Raw genomic sequence first — 21,169 nt, 5'->3', positions numbered from 1 at the left:
GGCCGTTACCGCCCGCCTCACACCTGTGGGCCCCGCCGTGAGGCGGGGCCCACTGTGCGTTGCGCGCGCCTCTACCGGACGGCGCCTTCGCGCACGTCACCGAGGTCCCGCGTGTAGGAGATCCCCGGCCGGCCGCCGAGGCGGACCTCGCCGGTGGGCACGAACCCGGTACGGGCCAGAACGGCTCGGGAGCCGGCGTTGTCGACCGTCGTGGCGGCCCGCAGGGCGGTCAGACCGTACGCGGTGGCCGCGAGGGCGCACGCCCACCGGACCGCGGTGGTGGCCAGGCCCCGCCCCGCTGCCTTCTCGGCTATCCGGTACCCGAGTTCGGCGCGGCCGTCCGCCACGTCGACCAGGTTGATCCGCCCCAACACCTCACCGTGGTCGTCCACCAGCACATGGAAATGGATGAGTCCGGCGCCCTGCTCCGCGAGCAGAGCGCTGTGCCGTGCGTCGAAATCGGTGAAGTAGTCGTCACCACGGTCCGGGACCGAGGCGGCGAAATAGGACCGGTTCTCCCGCTCGAACGCGAGCAGGGCGGCGGCGTGGCCAGGACGAAGGCGCTGGAGGGAGGGCATGGGGCAACGGTACGCACCACCCCAGTCCCAGGGGCCCCCGGCTGCCGGCCCGCCCGGCCCGCCGTGCGGGTGCGTCCGTCCCTCACCGGTCCTGGCTGAGTGTGTACAGCTCCTGGAACAGCCCGCCGGCCTTCAGGAGTTGGTCGAAGGACCCGTTCTCCGTGATGCGTCCGTGTTCCATCACGACGATCCGGTCAGCGATCTTCGTGTTGTCGAGGCGGTGGGTGACGACGATGGTGATGCGGTCGTCGGCGATGTTCTTCAGCTCCTGGAAGATCCGGTGTTCGCCGCGGGCGTCCATCTCGCTGGTCGGCTCGTCGAGCACGAGCACGGCCGGCCGCCGGTACAGCGCTCGCGCGCAGGCGATGCGCTGCCATTGGCCACCGGACAGATCGCTGCCGCCCCACAATTCCCGGGCGAGCAAGGTGTCCAGCCCGTCGGGCAGCTCCTCGACGGCCGCGCGCATCCCCACCTCGTCGATCGTCCGCCACACCCTCTCGTCGTCCCAGGTCACCGGCTGGCCGAGGGTGATGTTCTCCCGGACGGAGAGCGGCCAGTGCGCGAAGAACTGCGTCACGACACCGGTGCGCTCCCACACGGTGTCGGGATCGGCCTTGGCCAGGTCGACGTCGTCCCAGCACACCGTGCCCTTCTCGGCGGTGAACAGCCCGGTGAGCAGCCGGGTGAGGGTGGACTTCCCCGACCCGTTCTCGCCGACGACCGCCACGACCTCCCCACGGTTCAAGGTGAGCGACAGCCCGTCGACGGCGGGGCGGGTCTTGCCCGGGTAGGAGTACGACACCTGGTCGATCCGGATCCGCTCCGGGCACACCGGGGCCACGGCCGTGCCGCGCCGGGGGGCCAGCGAGCGCGCCTTGTCCACGAAGCGCCGCCAGTCCCCGAGGTACAACGTCGTCTGGAACAGGCTGGTGGCGTAGTGCACGACGTTCGACAACGCCAACAGCGCGGTGCGGACCGCGACGACGGCGGTCGCGGAGACGGCCAGCGAGACCCGTCCGGTGACGGTCAGCCACACGAGCATGGCCCACGCGCCCAGCAGGCACACGCCGCCGATCGCGGAGGACAGCAGGTTGATGCGCAGCATCCGGGGTGCGGCGCCCATGACCTTGGCGTCGATACGGGCCGACATCGTGCGGTACCAGAAGATCAGGTACGAGCGCATGCTGTTGCCGCGCACCTCGTCCGCCAGCCTGGAGGTGGTGACGTGCCAGCGCATCATGCCCTTCACGTTGCGGCCGGAATTCGTCGCGAAGTGCACCTGGTACTCGACCTTCGCCTCGGCCACCGCGCCCGCGCCCGCCGGCAGCACCGCGAGGACGAGGACGGGCAGCATCAGGGGATGGAGCACGGTGAGCACCCCGCCGGCGGCGACCAGGCGGATGAGCGAGGACATGAACAGCTGCGCGTCGTAGAGCATGCGGTCGACGCGCACGGCCCCGGACTCGGCGGCCTCGTGCTCGTCGGCGAACACCGGATCGTTGAAGGCGGACAGCTCGACCGAGCACATCGCCTCCACCAGTGCGACGTCCGCCGACGTCACGAGCCTGGGTTTGAGTCGTTGCTCGGCCCACTGCGCCAGCGCGTAGGTGAGGCGGGCGGTCGAGGCCGCGGCCGCGACCACCACGAGCGCCGGCAGGGCGTCCCGCACCCGGTCGGGTACCAGACCGCCGCCCAGGATCGGCACCATCGCCTTCGCGGTGGCGGCGAGGACCACGGCGGCCGACACCCCCGACACCACCTGGGCGAAGATCATGATCAGCACGGCGCGGGGATCGATCTCCCACGCCATACGGCCGATGCGCCCCACCAGTCGGGGAATCTTGCCGCACAACCGAAGGAACGACGTCTCCTCGAACGCGTTTCTCGTCCCCGCCCCCCGGTAGGCGATCTCCTGCGGTTCCGGCGGCGGTGGACGGCGCCCGGCCCGCCCGTCCCGGGGTGAACGCGGATCGTTCGACATGGGGTCTCCCTCACTCGTTTTCCGTGCCAAGTCGCAGGCACCCGGTGTCCAACCGGCCGAAGTGGGCGAAGGACACGTATTCCCGGCACCACACCGGACGCGGTGCGCGCCGAGAGGGGGCGCGCGGAGAGGCGAATGCGCCCGTCTCTGAAGCGTTCCTGACACGGACTGCACGATCGGGCCGCGTTTTCGCTTAGCTGGTCCATGAGGGCCCAGCGGCCCCCGGGCGCCGAGGGGGTGGCGCTGCCGACCGGTGAAAGGGACACGTCCGTGAAAGACCACATGCCGCCGGACCGGAGGAGGGCCCACCATGGCTGACCAGCCCCGCCCGGTCCTCGGAGAGGAGGTGTCGGCCGCGTTACCGGCCGACTTCGTCGCCTTCTTCTCCGCCCACCACCAGGCATACCTGCGGTACGCCCACATCCAGCTCGGCAGCACCGCCGACGCCGAGTGGGTCGTGGAGGAGGTCTTCGGGCAACTGGCCCTGATCTGGGGGGAGGTGCTGCGCAGACCGAGTGTCCCGGCCTTCGCGCTGGCCACGCTCCGGGAGGAGATCGCCAAACTGCTGGCGGCCCGGGGACGGGACGTGGCCCTGGTCGAGACGGCCGCCTTCGCCGTCGTACGGGAGGCGACCCGGGCCCGCCTGGGCGTCCTGGAATCGGCCCTGGGGCTCTACGCCGCGATCACCCGCCTCCCCGACCGCCAGTACGACGTCATCGTCATGCACTTCGTGCTGGGCTACCCGGTGCGGCGAGTCGCCGGGATCATGGGCCTCTCGCCCGCCACGGTCCGCTCGCACGTGCGCGGAGCCCGTCGGCGGCTGGCCCGTGACCTACGGATCGACTGGGCCGCCGACGAGGAGGACTGAATGATTCACACACCTCACAAGAGCGGCCACGGACAACTCGCCTCGATCGGAGAGCTGTTGGCCCACGCCGACGTGCTCACCACACGGTTCGACGACTACGACGAGGAGGCCGCCCTGCGCCGCATCGCCACCCGAGTCGTCCTGGACCGGGCCAACGCCCTGGACCGCACGGCCCGTGCCATCCGCCACGGTCTCGTGGGCGGCCGCTGGACCCCACCCGACGGTCTGCCGCACGGCCAGCGCACGGCGCTCCACGCGCGCGCGGCCGACGAACTGGGCACGCTGTCGTCCAGGGTCGTGCACGACCGCTCCGCCATCGCCTCCATGGCCCTGCTGGTCGACGACCCGGCCAGGATCGAACCCGTCGGCGCGCTGACCTTCGCCTGCCTGCTCCACCTCGCCGACCGCCAGGAGGGCGCGGTGTTCTGGTGGCAGTTCGCCGCCGGAGCCGAATCCGCCACCGCCGCCCACTGTCTGTATCTGCACCATCTGCGGCACAGCGAACCCGAAGCGGCCCGGCACTGGTTCACCCAGGCCACGGAACTGCACGCGCGAGGAGGCGACGTGTTCGAGGGCGAGGCCCCCGTCCGCGTCAAGGGCGACGCCCCCCCGAGCCGCTACGGAGTGCCCGACCCCGGCCCCCGGCCCTTCTGGGCGGAAGGGCCCGGCCGGCCGGCCGACGGCACCCGGGTCTATCCGCCCGGCGCCCGGTGGCGGACGCACCCCGCGCATCTCACCGACGCGGTGCGGCGGCTGGAGAGCGGCAGCGACACCGACTTCGGTACCGTTCCGCGCCCCGCCCCGGAACTGGCCGCCGAACTCGAGGACACCACCCGGCCCCTGCGCCCGCGTCCCTCCACCCTCGACGGACTGCCCACGGGCCTGCCGTTCTGACCGGGGGCGCCGTTCGCCGGCTGCCGACGGGCGGCCGGACCGAGCGCCTCGTCATGCGGTGCCGGCAGCGACTACTCCGGGCCGCCTGCGACGAGTGCGTCGAAGAGGGGCCAGCCGTCCGACTCCGTCTCCCCGGGGGAGGCGGGGAGCAGTCCCCTCGCCGCCGCCTCGTCGAGGATCCGGCGGACGACGCCCGGTTCATGGAGGTTCAGCAGACCGCCCCGGCCGTCGCCGACCGAACCCGAGTACCAGAGCCCGTCGGCCACGTATCGGCCCGGGCCGGCACGGAAGACGACGCGCAGGGCCGCCCCGGTGCCCTCCCGGTGAAGGGCCAGGACTTCGCGGCAGGGCCGGTGCCGGTGGCGCACGGTCCACAGCCAGGTCTCCTCTCCGACGACGAGGCGCCGGAGACGACGGTCATTTCTCACACCACGACGGTACGAGACCGGGCGCGGTGACCGACATCGCCCGGCAGAGTGCGGCTGGGCCCCGGCGCGCGCCAGGGCCCAGCGGATGTGCGGTGGTCGGGGCCCGGACCCGGCGGGGAGGCTCCCAGGGCCTCAGTGCGCGGAGGCGGTCCGCTGCCGCAGGAAGCCGGTGAGGGCCAGGGCCAGTGCCAGGCCACCGGTGAAGTACACCTGGACGCGGGTGTCCGCGTCGAGGGCCATGAGGATCAGCACCCCGGTGACACCGGCCAGCGTCACCCAGGTCAGATACGGGAAGCCCCACATCCGGACCACCAGCTTCTCGGGCGCCTCGCGCTCCAGCCGGCGGCGCAGCAGCAACTGCGAGGCCGCGATGAAGCCCCACACCACCAGCACGACCCCGCCGACCATGTTCAGCAGCCAGGCGAAGACCGTGGTGGGCCACCAGAACGACAGCAGAACGGCGAAGAAACCGAACGCGGACGAGGCGAGCACCGCGCGCCGCGGCACCCCGCCGGTGACCTTGCCCAGGGCCTTGGGGCCCTGGCCGCGCGCGACCAGCGAGTAGGCCATCCGGGACGAGCCGTAGATGTTGGCGTTCATCGCGGACAACAGGGCGATCAGAATGACCACGTTCATGATCTCGCCGCCGGCCGGGACACCGAGCCGGTCGAGCACGGCCGCGTACGGGCCCTGCTCGGGGACGGACCCGTCGTTCCACGGGATCAGCGTGACGATCACCAGCATCGAGCCGACGTAGACGACACCGATGCGCCACATCGTGGTGCGCACGGCCTTGGCCACGCCCCGCACGGGGTCCTGCGACTCGGCGGCCGCGATGGTGACGGTCTCCAGGCCGCCGAAGGCGACGACAGAGGCCAGCAGCCCGGTGAGCAGCCCGTCCGTGCCGTTGGGCAGGAAACCGCCGTCGTGGAGGAGGTGCGCGGTGCCGGGGGAGTCGCTGCCGGGCAGGAGACCCAGGATCGCGAGCGTGCCGAGGCCCAGGAAGAGCACGATGGCGCCGATCTTCAGGGCGGCGAACCAGAACTCGAACTCACCGAAGTGTGCGACCGCGCCCAGATTGGTTCCGCAGAAGAGCGCCATGAAGACCAGCACCCACATCCAGGACGGGGTGCCCGGGAACCAGCCCTGCATGATGCGGGCCGCGCCGATCGCCTCGACCGCCACACCCACGACCAGCAGGGTCCAGAACATCCAGCCGGCGGTGAAACCGGCCCACGGGCCGATCGCGCGTTCGGCGTGCACGGAGAAGGAGCCCGAGGCCGGATTGGCGGCGGACATCTCGCCGAGCATCCGCATCACGAACATCACCAGAAGACCGGACGCGGCGTACGCGAGCACGATCGACGGGCCGGCCGCGGCGATGCCCGCGCCGGAGCCCACGAAGAGCCCGGCGCCGATGACACCACCGAGGGCGATCATCGAAAGGTGCCGCTGCTTGAGTCCGTTCGACAGCGGGGAACCCTGCTGCGGGGAGTTCTCGGTCCGCGGGGGAGGGGAGTGAAGTGTCCGGCTCATGGTCGTGCCTGTCCATTATGCGAGATCGGGAAGTCACGAGTATGAGCACGCGGAGAACGGTCCGCCCCGCTCGTCCGGTATTCGGACACTTGATTCACGCAACGTGACCGCCGTGCGGCATGCCCGCCGCGGACGAGCCGCCCGGGCCGCCCCGGCAGAGGCGGCCCGAGCCCTCGGCAGGAGGGCGCGGCGGACCGGCACTCCGGGCGCGGCGCGCCGCGCCCCTTGTGTCGCGCTGCGTCACCGGATGAGGCCGGTCATCAGGTGGGGAGCCGGGTCACCAGGTGTGGGCGACGTCTACGATCAACCGGTCGCCGGACTGTGTCACCCGGAAGGGCAGCTTCGCGCGGACGCCCAGACCCACCTGCGTCTGCCCCTCGAAGCTCGCGCCGAACCTGGTGTCCTTGAACGTCTTGTAGCCGGTGATGTTCACGCCCGGCAGCGGCGCTCCGGCCTTCCCGGGGTAGGTCGGCTTGCCGGTCGCCGGGGAGTAGCTCGGAGCGTTCACGTACACCTGCAGGATGGCGCCGCCGCCGACCGGGATCCGGTCACCGGAGCCGTCCTGGTGGAACGCCTTGACGTACCCGACGTGATAGCCGAGCTTGCCGGTCGCACCGCCGATGTCGAAAACCATGCGGTCGTAGCACGCGTTCCGGCTGGTGGTGATGTTTTTCAGCGGCTTGGAGCCCGAGTCGCGGGCCGTCTTGTCACCGCTGCCCCAGGCGGTCGAGCAGGTGGCGGCCCCGGGGGCCGTGCCCGCCCGGCCGGTCGTGGCGTCGGCCGTACCGGCCGTGCCCGCCAGCCCGGCGCCCGCCAGTACGAGCGCCGCGGCCGCTGTCGTCAGCCGTCGCATGACTTACCTCCCATATGAACTGAATACAGTTACACAGGGGAGGACGGTGCCGAGGGCGGCGGAGTTGCGCAGGGGACGCCTTTCGGTCAGCGGCGGGACGAGGTTGTCGCGAAGGCGGGGGCCGGTGGTGCGTTCCCGGCGTTTCGTGGCGGTGTCAGACGACCCAGTGCGGCCGTCGGCCGGCGTTCGAGGGCGCGAGGCCGTCGGCGAGGACGGTGGCCATGCGTCGCACGGCCTCGCGCAGGGTGTCCGCCGGCATCGTGTAGGGGAGGCGAAGACGCTGCTCGAAAATGCCCGGGTCGGTCGCGAAGAAGGCACCGCTCTCGATCCGCACCCCGTTGTCCAGCGCCCGCTCGGCCAGCGCCGAGGCGACCGGCTCGCCCAGGTCGGCCCAGAGCGACAGGCCGCCGGGCGGCAGCTGCCAGGCCCACCGCGGAAGGTGCGTCGCCAAGGCCTCGGCCAGGGCGGCGCGCTGCCCGCGCAACTGCTCCAGCCGGGCCGACAGGAGTTCCCCGCCCCCTGCCAGCAGGTCGAGGGCCAGGAGCTGATCCAGGACCGAGCCGCCCATGTCGGTGGCGACGCGCTGCCCGGCGAGTTCGGTGACGAGCTGCGCGGGCGCGCGCAGCCAGCCGATGCGCAGACCGCCCCAATGGGTCTTGCTCATCGACCCGATGGTGATGACCTGGCCGGTCCCACCGGGTGTGGTGTGGGACGCGAAGGGCGCCGGCGCGGGGACGTCGAGGGCGAGTTCCGCCAGCGTCTCGTCGATGACCAGCCAGGTGCCGGACCGGCTCGCGGCGCGCAGGACGCGGCCGCGTTCGTGCGCGGGCATGAGACAACCGGTCGGGTTGTGGAAGTCCGGTATCAGATAGCCCAGTTGGGGTACCGCCTGGCGCAGCGTGGACTCCATGATCCCGACATCCCAGCCGGCGTCCGTCACGGGGACCGACACGGTGCGGAGCCGGGACCGGCGCATGGCCTCCAGGGCGTTGGGATAGGAAGGGTTCTCGACCATGACCCGGTCGCCGGGGCGGCACAGCAGCCCCAGGACGAGCGTGAGCGCGTGCTGCGCGCCGGAGGTCACCAGGATCTGTTCGGGCACGGTGGTCAGACCTCGCCGGGTGAACCGCCCGGCGATGGCGGCGCGCAGTTCCGGCAGCCCGTAGGGGTGGTAGCCGGGAGTGTGCGCGTGTTCGGCCGCCTGCGGGGTGATGCGGGCGAGGGCGTCGACGAGTATCCGTTCCGGCAGCCCGGGGGCCGCCCTGGCCAGGTCGATCGCGGTGTCCCGGGGGCCGAGTAGCCGGCTGACCCCACGGGGGGCACGGCCCTCGGGCAGGGCCGTCCAGGTGCCGGATCCCTGGCGGCTGCGCGCGTAGCCGCTCTCCCGCAGCAGGTCGTACACGGCGGTGACGGTGTTCCTGCTGGTGTCGAGGGCGGTCGCCAGTTCCCGTTCGGCGGGGAGCCTGACGTGCAACGCGATGCGTCCGTCCAGGATCAGCGCGCCGATCGCCTGGGCGAGATGACGGTACACGGGCCTCGCACCCGCGGGGTCGGGCAGCATCGCCGCCAGCTGCCGGCTGCCGAGGGTCCGGTCCGCGCGGCCCACCCTGTCCGCACGCGGGAACGGATTCGTGTCAGCCATACCATTCTCCGGGGATTGGCCATGTCATCTGGGCCAATCACTGTACAGAGTTGCCCCCGTGGCCCTGAAGGCACGCATCCACGCACACGGCGGAGGCAACCCGGCATGCAGCAGGACATCACGGACCGCGGCGAGGACACGCAGCCCTCCGGGCACTTTGAGCCTGAACTCCCGTGCGGCCGCCACGGTCGGTCCCCGGTCCCGCCCGGCCCCCGCACGAGGCCCTCCCCGCCCCCACTCGCCTACGTACCGCTCGGTGAGCGTCCGCTGCGGCGTCTGCCCCAACTGTTCACCGGCCTCGCCCTGTACGGATTCAGCCTCTCGCTCATGGTCCGGGCCGGGCTGGGCGTCAACCCCTGGAGCGCCCTGAACGAGGGGCTGGAGAAGCACACCACCCTCAGCTTCGGTACCACCAGCGCCCTCGTGGGCGTTCTCGTGCTGCTGTTGTGGATCCCTCTCAAACAGCGACCGACGTTCGGCACCGTGGCCAACGTCGTCGTCCTGGCCTGCTCGTCCGACCTCGGTCTGCTGCTCCTCCCCGCACACCTCGCGCTTCCCGCCCGGACCGGCCTGCTCCTCGCCGGTGTCCTCCTCAACGGATGGTCCGTCGCCCTCTACGTCGGCGCGCGCTTCGGCCCCGGGCCACGGGACGGCCTGATGACCGGTGTGGCCGCCGCGACCGGGCGCTCCCTCCGGCAGGTCCGCACCCTGATGGAGATCACCGTGCTCGTCGTGGGCTGGCTGCTCGGCGGCGGCGTGGGGGCCGGCACCGTGCTGTACGCCCTGGCGGTCGGCCCGGTGACCCAGTTCTTCCTGCCCTGGTTCGCCTACGGGAGCCGGGGCCGCCAGGTTCCGTCCTGAGCTGCGCCGTTCGGGTCCATGATCCCGGGACGTACACGGCGTTCCGTGGAGCGGGACGGTGCCTGCCGCAGACTGAGGGCGTGCAGGCCGGCGGGAGAAGCGCCTGTGCGGCCGCGCGTGCGAGGGAAGGGTCGTCGTGGTGACTCAACGGGAGTGCGGAGCACATGGGCCCCTCCGGTCGGCAGACTGTCCGTGCGGGTTCCGCGCTCATCGGTACCTGAGCGCGGGCAAGCGCCGCCTGTACGCCGGGGTGCTCGCGGCGGGCCTCTTCTGGACCCAGAACCCGCAGGCCGGTGTGGCGTCGGCCCGCAGCGGGGAGGAGCGTCCGCGGTATCCGGTGCGGGTCGCCGCGTACGTGGCCGTCAGCGGTGCCGGGACCGTCGCCGTTTTCGACGCCCGGCTGGACAGACCGGCGGGCTCGGTCAAGGTCGGTGCCGGACCGACCGGCATCGCGGCCGCTCCCGACGGTGACACCGTCTACGTGGCCAACGGACTGTCCGACACCGTGTCCTTCCTCGACACCCGCAGCCAGAAGGTCACCTCGACCGTCCCCGTGGGCCGCTACCCCTTCGCCGCCGTGCCCACCGGCGACGGGAAGCGGGTGCTGACGGCGAACTGGGGGTCGGACTCCGTCTCCGTCATCAGCACCGCGACCCGCAAGGTGACCGCGACGACCCCCGTCGGCAACCTCCCCCACAGCATCGCGACCCTCGCCGACGGACGGGCCTATGTCACCAACAGCGGTTCCAACACGGTCACCGTGCTGGCCCCGGACGGCAAGGCCCAGGCCACCATCACCGTCGGTGACTTCCCCAGTGGCATCACCAGTACCCGTGACGGCAAGCGCGTCCTCGTCTCCAATACCGGTTCGGGCACCGTCTCCGTCATCGACACCGACACCGGCAAGGTGACCGCGACCGTGCCCGTGGGCACGGCACCGCTGGGCCTGGCCGTCGCCCCCGACGGACAACAGCTGTACGTCGCCGACTCCGCCAAGGACACCCTCGTCATCGTCGACCTGACGAAGTCGAGCGTCACCGCCCGTATCCCGGTCGGCAGAACCCCCCAGGGCGTCGCCCTGACCCCCGGCGGCCGCAGAGTCTGGGTCACCAACGACGACTCCGACACGGTGACCGTCATCGACCCCACGACTGCCAGCGTCCGCACGACGACACCGGCCGGCAAGCACCCCGAAGGCATCGCCATCACATCGCGCTAGCACGGCGGAGGTGCCCTCAATCGCCGGACGGGCTGCTGTGCTCTGTCCTCAATCGCCGGACGGGCTCGTTATGGCTGACCTCAGCCGAAATCCAGCCCGTCCGGCGATTGAGGACGCGCCCGCAGGGCGCTCGCCGCCGCAGGCGGCAAGGACGGCCAGGTAGCCGAAGGAGCCGCCGGCCAGGCGAACGGCGCTCGCCGCCGCAGGCGGCCAAGACGGCCCGCAGTCAAAGGCCCGCCGGCCAGGCGAACGGCGATTGAGGACAGCCCATCGTCAACATCCCGGCCACGCCCTAGTTCTGCACCTCGTGGACCCACGCCGACAGCCCCGCCAGGAACCCCGCCCGCTCGCTCGGTGACAACCCGTCCAGAGCGCGCAGCAAAGGCTCGCCCCGGCGGGCGACGAAGTCTTCGAGCGGCGCGCGGAAATCCTCGGCGATCGACACCAGGATCCGGCGGCGGTTCGCCGGATCCTCGGTGCGTTCCACGATGCCCGCCCGGTTCAGACCGCCGACCAGTTCGCTGGCCGTGGGCAGCGACACATGCAACCGGCGGGCGATCTCACTGACCGACAGCGGCTGCCCCGCCAGCAACTGTGGCAGTACCGCGCCGTGGCGCGGCGTCAGCCCGTGCGTCTCCATCGCGTCGCGCAGCGGAGCCGGCATGAGGCCCCGCACCACCGGCCCACGGAAGAACGGTTCCAGCAGCGGTACGAGGCCGACGACGGCGATCTCGTCGGGGGTCGGTCTCCGGGGGGCCTTCCCGGCCTCGTCACTGTGCGGCATACTGCGAGTGTAGATGGTTTGGATTTCCAAACTATTACCATTTTCGAAGGGTGGGTTCCGTGTCCTCGGTCAGCTACATCGACGCCGTCAACGACGCTTTGGAACGGATGGACGATCTCGGGTACGAGCGCGGGCAGGGCGCCGATCTCGCCAATCACGGCCCCATGGGGGCCGAGGCGCTCGCGCTGCTCGGGCAGGAGGACGAGGTCGCCACATGGGTGCGGCGCTACCGGCGTGCGATGGAGCATCACGAGCCGCCGGCCGCGCGCTTCCCCCTGGACGCCTCGGACGAGAGCTCCTGGCGTCCCGCGCTGGGAGCCTTCGACAGGGCCGGGGACTGGGAGCTGCTCTTCGTCCGGGAACTGGCCGAGGCGCACTGGCGGGAGGTCCTCGTCCGCTGGTGGCCCCGGCTGATCCCGGGCCTGTTCGCCGGTCTGACCCACGGCCTCATCCGCACCGCCCACGCGGTGCGCGGGCTGTACGCGGCCGGCGACAAGCCCACGCCCTTGCAACTGCGGGAGCTGGCGCGAGGACTGGCGTACTGGGCCGCCCGCTACGCGGAACTCCCCGGCCGCCCGCGGCTGGCCGGCCCGCGTACCCTGTCCGCCGCGGTCGCCGCTCTGCCCCGCGTGGCGCCGGACGGCCCGATGGGGCCGGACGCGGCCCGCGGCCGCCTGGAGTCGCTCGCCACGCTGCCCGGCTACGCCGAGTCGCTGGAGTGCCTGGCGCCCGAGCAGGCGCCCCGGATGCTGAGCGAGATGACGCTCCAGTTCGCCGACGTCTACCTCGGCCACCCCGAGGTCTTCCCCGTCCCGCTGGTCCACGGCGTCACCGCGCCGGCCGCCGCACGCCTCGTACTCCCGCACCTGCCGCACGAGTTGTACGAACCGACGCTGGCTCAGCTGTGGCAGGTCCACGCGGCGTTCCTGCTGGTCTTCACCACCGACCGGCGCGACGAGGGCACGCGGGCCTGGCGGTCGGAAGTCGCGGAGCTGCCCCCGATGGCCGAACTGGGCGCACGCGCCGCCGAACACGGCGACGAGCATGTCATCAAGTTCACCGAGGCGTGCCTGCGGGAATACGCCCTGTGTCCCGACCCGCGCTACCCCGCCGCCGCGTTCGCCGCGCAGCGGCGCATCTCTCGCCTGGACTCCGGCGGCGCCATCGGCGACGTACGGACCGGCACCCCGTAACCGGGCCGGGCGCTCCTCCGGCCGGGGCGTGGGCAGGGCCGGGGACAGACAAGGGCTGGAGGTGCGCGGGTTCCCAGCGCGGCCGCATGCCTGCCCCCGGTTATGAGATCGCGTACCCACCGAAATGCCCGCGATGCGTCGTGTCCACCGCCGCCGCACGGACGCGCCCGAATCGGCGCCGTCGTCGGACACATGTGTGGGCCGGTCCGGATCCCCACGGATCCGGACCGGCCCACACGACGAACAGGGTCAGGTCACCATCGATACCACCGGCCACGGCCGCCACCCGCGCTGGTGGAGCGCATCAGGAAGCCGAGGAGCCAGATCACGAGCACGACGACCGCGACCCACCACAGGATCTTGAGTGCGAAACCCGCACCGAAGAGGATCAGGGCGAGCAGCAGGACCAGAAGCAAGGGAACCATGTCATCCACCTCCAAACGAACGTGTGCCCCGTGAAAAGCCGTTCACGCCTGGCGGTTCTCCCGGCCCGTCCCCCGGGGTGACGGCAGCGGTACCGTGGCGATCGCGCGCTCCACGAGGCTTCCCAGATACAGCGTCCCGTCGTGTTCCAAGGCGCTGGTGGTCAGGTGATAGTGGGGAGCGCGGCGCCGCAGGTCGTGCACCAGACGGCCCTGGGCGTCGCGGCCCTGTGCGTGTGCCGTGCGCCGGGGTTCGGGCAGCAGCGCGCCCGGCAGCGCCCACAGCGCCTTGCGCAGTGCGGGGTGGTGGCGGTGCAGAGCGTCGAGAAGGGCGTCGCGAGGGCCGGCCAGGGCCACCCAGACCAGACCGTCTCGGCTGGTCGTCAGGTTGTCGGGGAACCCCGGCAGGTCGTCGGCGAAGACGTCGGTGGTACCCGCCCGGTCACCGGTGAGCCACAGCCGCCGCAGCCGGTACGCGCCCGACTCGGATATGACGAGGAACGACTCGTCGGGAGCCAGACAGAGGCCGTTGGCGAACTGCAGCCCGTCCACCACGACCTCCGCGGCGCTTCCCGGCACCCAGCGGATGACACGGCCGGTGCCGGAGTGCTCGAGGATGTCGCCCTTCCAGTGCCGCAGGCCGAACCGCCGGCTGGAGTCGCTCACGAAGACGGTGCCGTCCCGGGTGACGGTGACGTTGCTGCACAACCTCAGCGGTTCGCCGGCCGCCTCGGACAGAACGGTCTCCACCGAGCCGGTCGCCGGATCGGCCCGTAACAGCCCGTTGTCGGCGTCGCAGACCAGGAGCCGGCCGTCCGGGAGCCGGTGCATCCCCAGCGGACGGCCGCGTATGCGGGCCACTTCCGCCACGCGCCCGGAGGCCGTTTCCACCCGCAGGACGCGGCCGTCGGCCACGCCGGTCAGCAGGTTCCCCGAAGCGTCGAGCACGAGGTGCTCGGGGCCGGACCCGTCCAGCGGCAGCAGCCGCAAGGGCGGCATCGTGGGGCTTCCCGCTCCGGCCGGCGGCCGGCGGGGCCGCGGCGGCCGCCAGACGACCGGCTTCAGACGTGGCTTACCCGGCATGGGCGAGCCGTCCCCGCCGGGCCCGTACGCAGCGCAGCATCTCCTCCGCGTAGGGCAGGGCGATGAAGAGACCCACCGCCGCGCCGACCGACGCGAGATACGCCGCCGGAAGCGGCTGGTCCTTGGGGACGAGCTTCCAGTCGTCCGGAGCGGCCTTCTCGCCGCCGCGCAGGCCGGCCCGCACCTTGTCCCAGTGCAGGCAGGCGGTGAAGGCCGCCGCCGACAGCGGCAGCACCTCCAGGAAGCTGTGGATGTGCTGCTCGACCGGCCGCACTTCCCGGTCGTGGGTGGCGATGGTGACGTCCCACAGCGCGGTCGCACCGTGCGCGACGGCCGCGCCGCCCATCAAGGAGAGCACCAGCGGGTTGACCTTCGCGACCAGGGCCGCCACGACCGGGATGCCGGCCTCGGTCATCATCAGCGCGTGCACCGCCGACTCCCGTACGCCGCTGGTCTCCTCGATCCGGGTACGCCGGTGCATCACCCAGTCCGCCACGGCGGGAACGAACCACAACGGCAGCACTCCGTACATGAGGAACCTGCGGCTGGCGTTCTCCACGTCGTCCGCGTCCGGGGGAATGCGCAAGGCGGGCCGGTCACGCCACCGCAGCCACCGGCGTGCGGGGCCTGTCCGGGATATACGCATGGAAGTCCTCCCTCGTGGTGATGGTGGCGGCAAAGCCGGCCTGGCCGCCTGGAGCGGACTCGTTCGGGCCGGGTCCGGGGGTGAGCGGCTCGCATGCCCGCTCGATGTGACGTGGCGCCGGGAGGACAGGGGCGGCTCGCCGGGTGTGCGCACGCCGGGCCCGGCGGGCCTTCCCGCCGGGCGTGGCTCTGTGCCCTGTTTTCCGCGGTGTTCCGCTTCCTGCCATGGCGCCCCTTCACTGTTGCCGCCGCGTGGCCGGGTACCCGGCCACGCGGCGGGTATTCCCGCGTCTCACCCGCCGGACGGGTGAGACCGTGGCGAACCGGTGGGGCCGGTGGGACCGGCGGAGGACCGGAACCCGGGCCGCGCGAAGGCGGTACGGGAGCCGTGGGCGTTCCGCCCGTGTGAGGGTGTGCCGCCCGGGTGCCCGCCCTGTTCCAGGGGGCGAGCGGCCATCCCACCGCCACTCCGACGGCGCTGCCGGAAACCGCAACGTCCCTGCGTAATGGGCGTGTCGGCCGATTCGCGAACCGCTGTCGCCGACCCTTATGCCCAACGCCCCGGGTCGCTACGATGACGGCGATGGTCACGGCCCGGAGCGCCTTCGGTCTGCCGCGGACTCGCCCTGTGGGCGCGGGTCCGCGGCGCCTGTTGTTGCTGGCGACGCTTTTGCTGGGACTGCTGTACACCCACGGTCTGAGCAGTGAGGGGGCCGGCGGTCACGCGGTCACCGCCATGCTCTCCGGGGTGACCGCCACCGGATACACGGCGGAGGCCGAAAGCCTTCCCGCGGCCACTCGTGCGGCCGCGGGCCCCGGCGCCCACCGGCAGGAGCCGGCTCCCCACGGCTCCGCCGGACACGGGGTGGAGGACTGTCTGTCCGGTCAGCCCCAGCAGGCCTCGCCCTTGCCGATTCCCTGTGCCGCACGGCCGGTCCTGGTGCCCGTACGGTCCCTGCCGCAGGCCGTCACCACAGCGGCCGAGGCCGCGTCGGCGCCCCCGCCGTCGATCGATTCCGCGATTCTGATCATCTAGGCCCCGCACCGTAACGAACGGCCTCCCCTCCAGCACGCTCGGCCGCGCTGCCGGAGAGACCGCGTCGCGGAACGCCTTCCCGGGGATTCCTCACGGGTCCTCGCGGCTTCCCGTAGGTCCTCGCAGGCGAACGGCGTCCCCCGAGGGCTCCCCCGCTGTTCGTCCGTCCGCCGCCCCGCCCGTCGTCACGCCTTGTCGTGCCGCGCGCGGTCCGGCCGCCCTACCGGCTGTCATACGGAGCACTGGTGACGTACGACCCCCCACCCTTTCGCGCCCTCCGCAACCCCGCCCCGTCCTCGGCACACCACGCGGGCGCGCGGCGTCCCCCGGTCGCCGCCCCGGCACCCCGCCCACGACGGTGGCTTCCCGTTCTCGGCCTCGCGGCCGTTCTGCTCCTCACCCTCTTCGGCTGTGGCCCCGCCGCCTGCGGCCAAGGCCCGGCCCAGCCCCCGTGGCAGGCGACGGCGGCCAGCGGCCCGCCAGGCGGCAGCCTCCAAGGCGGCAACTCTCAACGCGGCAGCCCGCACGGCACCCGGCCCGCGCGGCCCGAGTCGTCACACCACCACGGGCCGGTCTGTCACGGGCCGGCCACCACGGACCGTTCCGGGCGAACCGGGCGCCGGGCCCCGGAGCCGGTGCCCTCGGCCCTCGTCGTCACCGGCTTCACGGCCCTCTCCCCGCCCCCGGTCGTCCCGGGCTGCCCGCCGCACGGCGAGCGGGCGGGGAGGAGGACGGGGCGGGCGACACTCCTCCGCCTCTGCCGGTGGCGGACGTAGGCCCGTGCGACCACGGCCGAGTGACACCACCTCGGCCCTCCGCACACACCCGGCCCCGCACCGCCCGCATCCCACACGAGAGCGAGACAATGACGCCTCCGCAGAGCCCCAAGGCACCTTCTCCCCACCCCGAAGACGTGGCGCAAGCCCCAGTGAACCCCGCCCACCCACCGGCCCGGGGTGTGTCCGGGCTGGTCGGCAACACCCCGCTCCTGCGGGTGTCCGAACCGCTCGCCCCCGCGGGACGCGGCTTCTGGGCGAAGCTGGAGGGCTTCAACCCCGGCGGGATCAAGGACCGTCCCGCCCTGCACATGGTCGAGCGCGCCCGCGCCCGTGGCGACCTGCGCCCCGGCGGCACGATCATCGAATCCACCAGCGGCACGCTGGGGCTGGGACTCGCCCTGGCCGGCATGGTCTACGGCCACCCCGTCGTCCTCGTCACCGACCCGGGCCTGGAACGGTCCATGACCCGGCTGCTCACCGCCTACGGCGCCCGGGTCAACGTGGTCGCCGAACCCCACCCCACCGGCGGTTGGCAGCAGGCCCGCAGAGAACGCGTGACCCAGCTGATGGAGCGGAACCCCGGCTCGTGGTGCCCGGACCAGTACAACAACCCGGACAACGTCTCCGCGTACACGCCGCTCGCCCTCGAACTGGCCGCGGGGATCGGCCACATCGACGTCCTGGTGTGCAGTGTGGGCACCGGCGGCCACTCCGCCGGCGTCTCGCGGGTGCTGCGACAGCTCTACCCCCGGCTGAGGCTCGTCGGAGTCGACACCATCGGGTCGACCATCTTCGGCCAGCCCGCCCGCACCCGGCTGATGCGCGGCCTCGGCTCGAGCATCTACCCCCGCAACGTCGCCTACGGCGACTTCAGCGAGGTGCACTGGGTCGCCCCCGCCGAGGCCGTGTGGACCTGCCGGGAACTCGCCTCCTCGCACTACGCGACCGGCGGCTGGAGCGTCGGCGCCGTCGCGCTCGTCGCCGGGTGGCTGGCCCGTACCCTGCCCGCCGACACCCGGATCGCCGCGGTCTTCCCGGACGGCCCGCAGCGCTACCTCGGAACGGTCTACGACGACGACTACTGCGCGGCCCACGGGCTGCTGGACGCCCGGCCGGCGGTCGAGCCGGATGTCGTGGGAAGCCCCGACGAGAAGGAAGTCAACCGCTGGACGCGGTGCGGGAGGGTGATCGACCCGCTCGCCTTACCCACCCCACCCCGAGAAGCCTTGGGAGTCCGGCCGGCCGCGTCGGCGGCCCCGCCGGATGTCACCGACGACGACAACCGGCGGACGGCCCCCGGCGTCCGGGAGCGGAAGCGGTGAGGAAAACGATCACTCAGGTGCGCTCCTTCGAGAGCAGCGTCCAGTTGCTGATGGTGAACCAATTCACCATCAATCTCGGCTTCTACATGCTGATGCCCTATCTGGCCCAGCACCTCGCGGGGAACCTGGGCCTGGCCGCGTGGCTGGTCGGATTGATCCTGGGGGTGCGGAACTTCAGCCAGCAGGGCATGTTCCTCTTCGGCGGCACCCTCGCGGACCGGCTCGGCTACAAACCGGTGATCATCGCCGGGCTGACACTGCGCATCGTCGGTTTCGCCGTCCTCGGACTCGTCGATTCCCTGCCCGCGCTGCTGACCGCGTCCGCGGCCACCGGACTGGCCGGGGCACTGTTCAACCCGGCCGTCCGGGCGTATCTGGCCCAGGACGCCGGCGAGCGCCGGGTGGAGGCATTCGCCCTCTTCAACGTCTTCTACCAGGCCGGGATACTCCTCGGCCCGTTGGCCGGCATCGCGCTGACCGGCGTGAGCTTCCGGCTGACCTGTGTGGTGGCCGCGGGTGTCTTCGCGGTGCTGGCGCTCGTGCAGATCCGTGCCCTGCCCGCCCGTACCGCCCCGCCCGACCCGGACAAGCCGGCGGTGTCGGTCCTCTCCCAATGGCGGACCGTCGTGACCAACCGGCCGTTCCTGCTCTTCTCCCTCGCCATGATCGGCTCCTACGCGCTGTCCTTCCAGATCTACCTGGCGCTGCCCCTGGAGGTGAAACGCGTCGCCGGAGACGGAGAAGTCAACACCGTGGGCGTCGGGCTGTTGTTCGCCGCGTCCGGCTTGGCCACGATCTTCTGCCAGACCCGGCTCACCACGTGGTGCAGGAGGAAACTGGGCCCGGGGCCCTCCATGGTCGCCGGGCTGGGCTGCCTCGGCGTCGCCTTCCTGCCGCTCCTGGCCGCCACGGCGCTGACGGTGCCGGGCCAGGGGCCGGCGCGCTGGGCCCTGGCCGTCGGGCCGCCCTTGGTCTCCGCCCTGTTCATCGCCTTCGGCACCATGCTGGCCTACCCGTTCGAGATGGACACGATCGTCGCGCTGGCGGGGAACCGGTACGTGGCCACGCACTACGGCCTCTACAACACCATCAGCGGTATCGGCATCACCGTCGGCAATCTCCTCACCGGTATGACGCTGGACGCGGCCCGCACCGCCGGAGCACCGGCTCTGCCCTGGGCCGTCCTCGCCGCCACCGGCGGTGTCTGCGCCCTGGCCGTCCTCGGCCTCCACCGCACCGGCCGCCTCGGCCTGGCCACACCAACGCGACCGCACCCCGCGACGGTCTGATCCGCCCGGCCGCCGACGGGTGGTTCCCCCAGGGGATTGATCAGCCGGGCCCGCAGTACCTGTCGGGCCCGGCCTCAATCACCGGACGGGCTGGAAACGCGCTGGATGGCGACGAGGGCGACGTCGTCCCCGAGGGTGCCGCCGGTGTGGGCGAGCAGGTCCGCATGGACGTGGTCGACGAGATGCTGCGGGCCGGTCTCCTCGCACGCGGCCAGACGTTCCGCGAGAGGGTAGAAGGCACCTTTGCCGTCGCGTGCCTCGATGACGCCGTCCGTATAGATCAGGATCAGATCGCCGTTCCGGTAGTCGAACGACTCGGAGACGTAGTCGTCCTCGGTGACGTCACCGCCCAGGCCGAGCGGGAGGGCCGGGTCCTTCACCGCGAGCGCGGTGACCTCGCCGTCGCGCAGGAGCAGGGGGGACGGGTGGCCGCAGTTGACGAGCCGGACCCGCTCGCCCTCGTCCGGGATCTCGAGGACGGCGGCGGTCACGAAGCACTCCCCGGCTTCGGGCCCGGTGGCCGGTTCGGCCGTGTCCCAGTAGACGGTGTTGTGGAGGTGGGCGACCAGCCGGGGCAGCGGAGGATGGCGGTGGGCGGCGGCGCGGAAGGCGCCGAGGAGCAGGGCCGCGTGACCGACGGCGGCGAGGCCCTTGCCCCGTACATCGCCGATCATGACGCGGGTCCCTTGCCGGGTGCGGACCGCCGCGTACAGGTCGCCGCCGATACGGGCCTCGGCGTCCGCCGCGATGTAGAGGGACGCCACCCGCAGCGGACCGATCCTGGACGGCAGCGGTCTGAGCAGGACCTTCTGAGCGACATCGGCGACCAGCCGGGTCTGGCCGAGGGTCCGCTCGTGCCGCTCGTGGACGATGCGGAAAGCGACGATGAACAGGGAGACGGCGAGGGTGGCCCCGATCTGCGTCTGCTGGTCGGCTGTGTCCAGGCGGCCGAAGACCACGCTGAGTACGGTCTGGGTGCCCACGGCGAGAGCGCCGATGAGGGCGGTCAGCCGGGGACCGCCGATCGCCGCCGTGATGGCGGGTGCCACGACGAGGAGCGGCCCCAGATGGATGTCCGCACCGGTCGCCAGGTCGACCGCCGCGATCACCGCGATGAGCCCGAGCGGCACCGCGATCAGTCCGGGGCGGTCCCGCCACGGCTGGCCCTGGCCCAGCGGACGGTGCGGAAGGCGCATGGTCCCTGCTTACCCTGCCGACGGCGCCCGGGTCTCGTCCGACACGTCCGGTGTGCGGTGCACGCGGACACCGTCGCCGGCACGCCGCCGTGCGCACCCGCGTGAGATTGGCGTCCTACGGCTTCCGCGCGGGCGGCGGCCGAGGCGGCACCCCCGACGTGCCGGGGCTGCCGCCCTTCGGGACCGCCGGTCAGGTGACCCTGGCGGGAAAGAGGTGCCATCCCCGCGGATCGCTGGAAGACAACCAGGAGACGACATTACGCACGGCACACGGCCGGGCGGACACCAGGGACGGACCATGCAGACCGACACCGTGAAACGGTTCCTCAACGCCCTCAGCCCGGCCAGCCGGGACGACGTACAGCGCATGCCCGCCGAAAAACAGGAACAGATGGCCGCGGCGTGGGAGAAGTACCTCAGCGACGACACCTCACTGCTGACCCTGAGCGAACTCGACCCGCCCACCGCCGAACACCGAGCCGCCGAACACGTCGTTCAAGACCTCCCCTGACGACTCCTCAGCCATGGGGCGGCCCCGGCCGGAGCATGGTGGGGGCGTA

General features: G+C 72.1%; 20 protein-coding genes. 9 read left to right on the top strand and 11 right to left on the bottom strand.

The window, feature by feature from the left end:
- Positions 1-71 precede the first annotated feature (71 nt).
- Together ACZ6MA_RS05715 and ACZ6MA_RS05710 are read right to left on the bottom strand one after the other, a co-directional pair.
- Entirely contained in the window at positions 72-578 is a 507-nt protein-coding gene (locus ACZ6MA_RS05715) for a GNAT family N-acetyltransferase (protein ID WP_469431355.1), read from the bottom strand.
- A gap of 82 nt (positions 579-660) precedes the next feature.
- A complete protein-coding gene (locus ACZ6MA_RS05710) occupies positions 661-2,559 on the bottom strand; it encodes an ABC transporter ATP-binding protein (RefSeq protein WP_469431354.1) in 1,899 nt (632 codons plus the stop codon).
- A gap of 310 nt (positions 2,560-2,869) precedes the next feature.
- On the opposite strand from ACZ6MA_RS05710, the gene ACZ6MA_RS05705 reads away from it, so the two are divergent.
- Both ACZ6MA_RS05705 and ACZ6MA_RS05700 read left to right on the top strand, forming a co-directional pair.
- The gene (locus tag ACZ6MA_RS05705) at positions 2,870-3,427 is read left to right on the top strand and encodes an RNA polymerase sigma factor (RefSeq protein WP_469431352.1); all 558 of its coding nucleotides are present in this window, start codon (positions 2,870-2,872) and stop codon (positions 3,425-3,427) included.
- Positions 3,428-4,321, top strand: coding sequence for a hypothetical protein (locus tag ACZ6MA_RS05700; protein ID WP_469431351.1), 894 nt, complete (start codon positions 3,428-3,430; stop codon positions 4,319-4,321).
- A gap of 71 nt (positions 4,322-4,392) precedes the next feature.
- Here the strand turns inward: ACZ6MA_RS05700 and ACZ6MA_RS05695 are convergent, their stop codons facing one another.
- The 4 genes from ACZ6MA_RS05695 to yczR form a co-directional block, all read right to left on the bottom strand.
- Positions 4,393-4,749, bottom strand: coding sequence for a hypothetical protein (locus tag ACZ6MA_RS05695; RefSeq protein ID WP_469431349.1), 357 nt, complete (start codon positions 4,747-4,749; stop codon positions 4,393-4,395).
- Positions 4,750-4,881: 132 nt separating this feature from the next.
- Complete coding sequence (locus ACZ6MA_RS05690) at positions 4,882-6,285, bottom strand: amino acid permease (protein ID WP_469431348.1); 1,404 nt, start codon at positions 6,283-6,285, stop codon at positions 4,882-4,884.
- Positions 6,286-6,562: 277 nt separating this feature from the next.
- The gene (locus tag ACZ6MA_RS05685; protein ID WP_469431346.1) at positions 6,563-7,138 is read right to left on the bottom strand and encodes an AMIN-like domain-containing (lipo)protein; all 576 of its coding nucleotides are present in this window, start codon (positions 7,136-7,138) and stop codon (positions 6,563-6,565) included.
- Between the two features lie 154 nt (positions 7,139-7,292).
- Complete coding sequence (gene yczR, locus ACZ6MA_RS05680; RefSeq protein WP_469431345.1) at positions 7,293-8,780, bottom strand: MocR-like transcription factor YczR; 1,488 nt, start codon at positions 8,778-8,780, stop codon at positions 7,293-7,295.
- A 105-nt stretch (positions 8,781-8,885) separates the two neighbouring features.
- On the opposite strand from yczR, the gene yczE reads away from it, so the two are divergent.
- Together yczE and ACZ6MA_RS05670 are read left to right on the top strand one after the other, a co-directional pair.
- A complete protein-coding gene (gene yczE / locus ACZ6MA_RS05675; protein ID WP_469431344.1) occupies positions 8,886-9,641 on the top strand; it encodes a membrane protein YczE in 756 nt (251 codons plus the stop codon).
- 250 nt (positions 9,642-9,891) lie between these two features.
- Positions 9,892-10,860, top strand: coding sequence for a YVTN family beta-propeller repeat protein (locus ACZ6MA_RS05670; protein ID WP_469431343.1), 969 nt, complete (start codon positions 9,892-9,894; stop codon positions 10,858-10,860).
- A gap of 292 nt (positions 10,861-11,152) precedes the next feature.
- Here ACZ6MA_RS05670 and ACZ6MA_RS05665 read toward each other — a convergent pair whose 3' ends face one another.
- Positions 11,153-11,644, bottom strand: a complete 492-nt coding sequence (locus ACZ6MA_RS05665) for a MarR family winged helix-turn-helix transcriptional regulator (protein ID WP_469431342.1) — start codon at positions 11,642-11,644, stop codon at positions 11,153-11,155.
- Positions 11,645-11,703: 59 nt separating this feature from the next.
- Between ACZ6MA_RS05665 and ACZ6MA_RS05660 the strand changes: the two genes are divergently transcribed.
- A complete protein-coding gene (locus ACZ6MA_RS05660) occupies positions 11,704-12,837 on the top strand; it encodes a questin oxidase family protein (RefSeq protein WP_469431341.1) in 1,134 nt (377 codons plus the stop codon).
- Positions 12,838-13,091: 254 nt separating this feature from the next.
- On the opposite strand, the gene ACZ6MA_RS05655 is transcribed toward ACZ6MA_RS05660, so the two are convergent.
- The 3 genes from ACZ6MA_RS05655 to ACZ6MA_RS05645 all read right to left on the bottom strand — a co-directional run bounded on the left by ACZ6MA_RS05655 (position 13,092) and on the right by ACZ6MA_RS05645 (position 14,988).
- The gene (locus ACZ6MA_RS05655; protein WP_469431339.1) at positions 13,092-13,262 is read right to left on the bottom strand and encodes a hydrophobic protein; all 171 of its coding nucleotides are present in this window, start codon (positions 13,260-13,262) and stop codon (positions 13,092-13,094) included.
- Positions 13,263-13,304: 42 nt separating this feature from the next.
- Positions 13,305-14,258, bottom strand: coding sequence for an SMP-30/gluconolactonase/LRE family protein (locus tag ACZ6MA_RS05650; RefSeq protein WP_469431338.1), 954 nt, complete (start codon positions 14,256-14,258; stop codon positions 13,305-13,307).
- 73 nt (positions 14,259-14,331) lie between these two features.
- Positions 14,332-14,988 (bottom strand): diguanylate cyclase, encoded by a 657-nt coding sequence (locus ACZ6MA_RS05645; protein WP_469431337.1) that lies wholly within the window; start codon positions 14,986-14,988, stop codon positions 14,332-14,334.
- Positions 14,989-15,570: 582 nt separating this feature from the next.
- Here ACZ6MA_RS05645 and ACZ6MA_RS05640 point away from each other — a divergent pair.
- From ACZ6MA_RS05640 to ACZ6MA_RS05630, 3 genes are all read left to right on the top strand, one after another.
- Complete coding sequence (locus tag ACZ6MA_RS05640) at positions 15,571-16,023, top strand: hypothetical protein (protein ID WP_469431335.1); 453 nt, start codon at positions 15,571-15,573, stop codon at positions 16,021-16,023.
- 865 nt (positions 16,024-16,888) lie between these two features.
- Positions 16,889-18,124 (top strand): PLP-dependent cysteine synthase family protein, encoded by a 1,236-nt coding sequence (locus ACZ6MA_RS05635; RefSeq protein WP_469431333.1) that lies wholly within the window; start codon positions 16,889-16,891, stop codon positions 18,122-18,124.
- A complete protein-coding gene (locus tag ACZ6MA_RS05630; RefSeq protein ID WP_469431332.1) occupies positions 18,121-19,413 on the top strand; it encodes an MDR family MFS transporter in 1,293 nt (430 codons plus the stop codon). Before ACZ6MA_RS05635 ends, ACZ6MA_RS05630 begins: the two co-directional genes overlap by 4 nt.
- Before the next feature lie 74 nt (positions 19,414-19,487).
- On the opposite strand, the gene ACZ6MA_RS05625 is transcribed toward ACZ6MA_RS05630, so the two are convergent.
- Entirely contained in the window at positions 19,488-20,609 is a 1,122-nt protein-coding gene (locus tag ACZ6MA_RS05625; RefSeq protein WP_469431331.1) for a PP2C family protein-serine/threonine phosphatase, read from the bottom strand.
- Between the two features lie 298 nt (positions 20,610-20,907).
- On the opposite strand from ACZ6MA_RS05625, the gene ACZ6MA_RS05620 reads away from it, so the two are divergent.
- A complete protein-coding gene (locus ACZ6MA_RS05620; RefSeq protein WP_469431330.1) occupies positions 20,908-21,120 on the top strand; it encodes a hypothetical protein in 213 nt (70 codons plus the stop codon).
- The last annotated feature ends 49 nt before the right edge of the window (positions 21,121-21,169 follow it).

The sequence above is a fragment of the Streptomyces sp. NPDC042259 genome, assembly GCF_055582085.1.
Note: the sequence above shows the minus strand (reverse complement) of the source record. Positions and strands in the feature narration are given on the sequence as shown.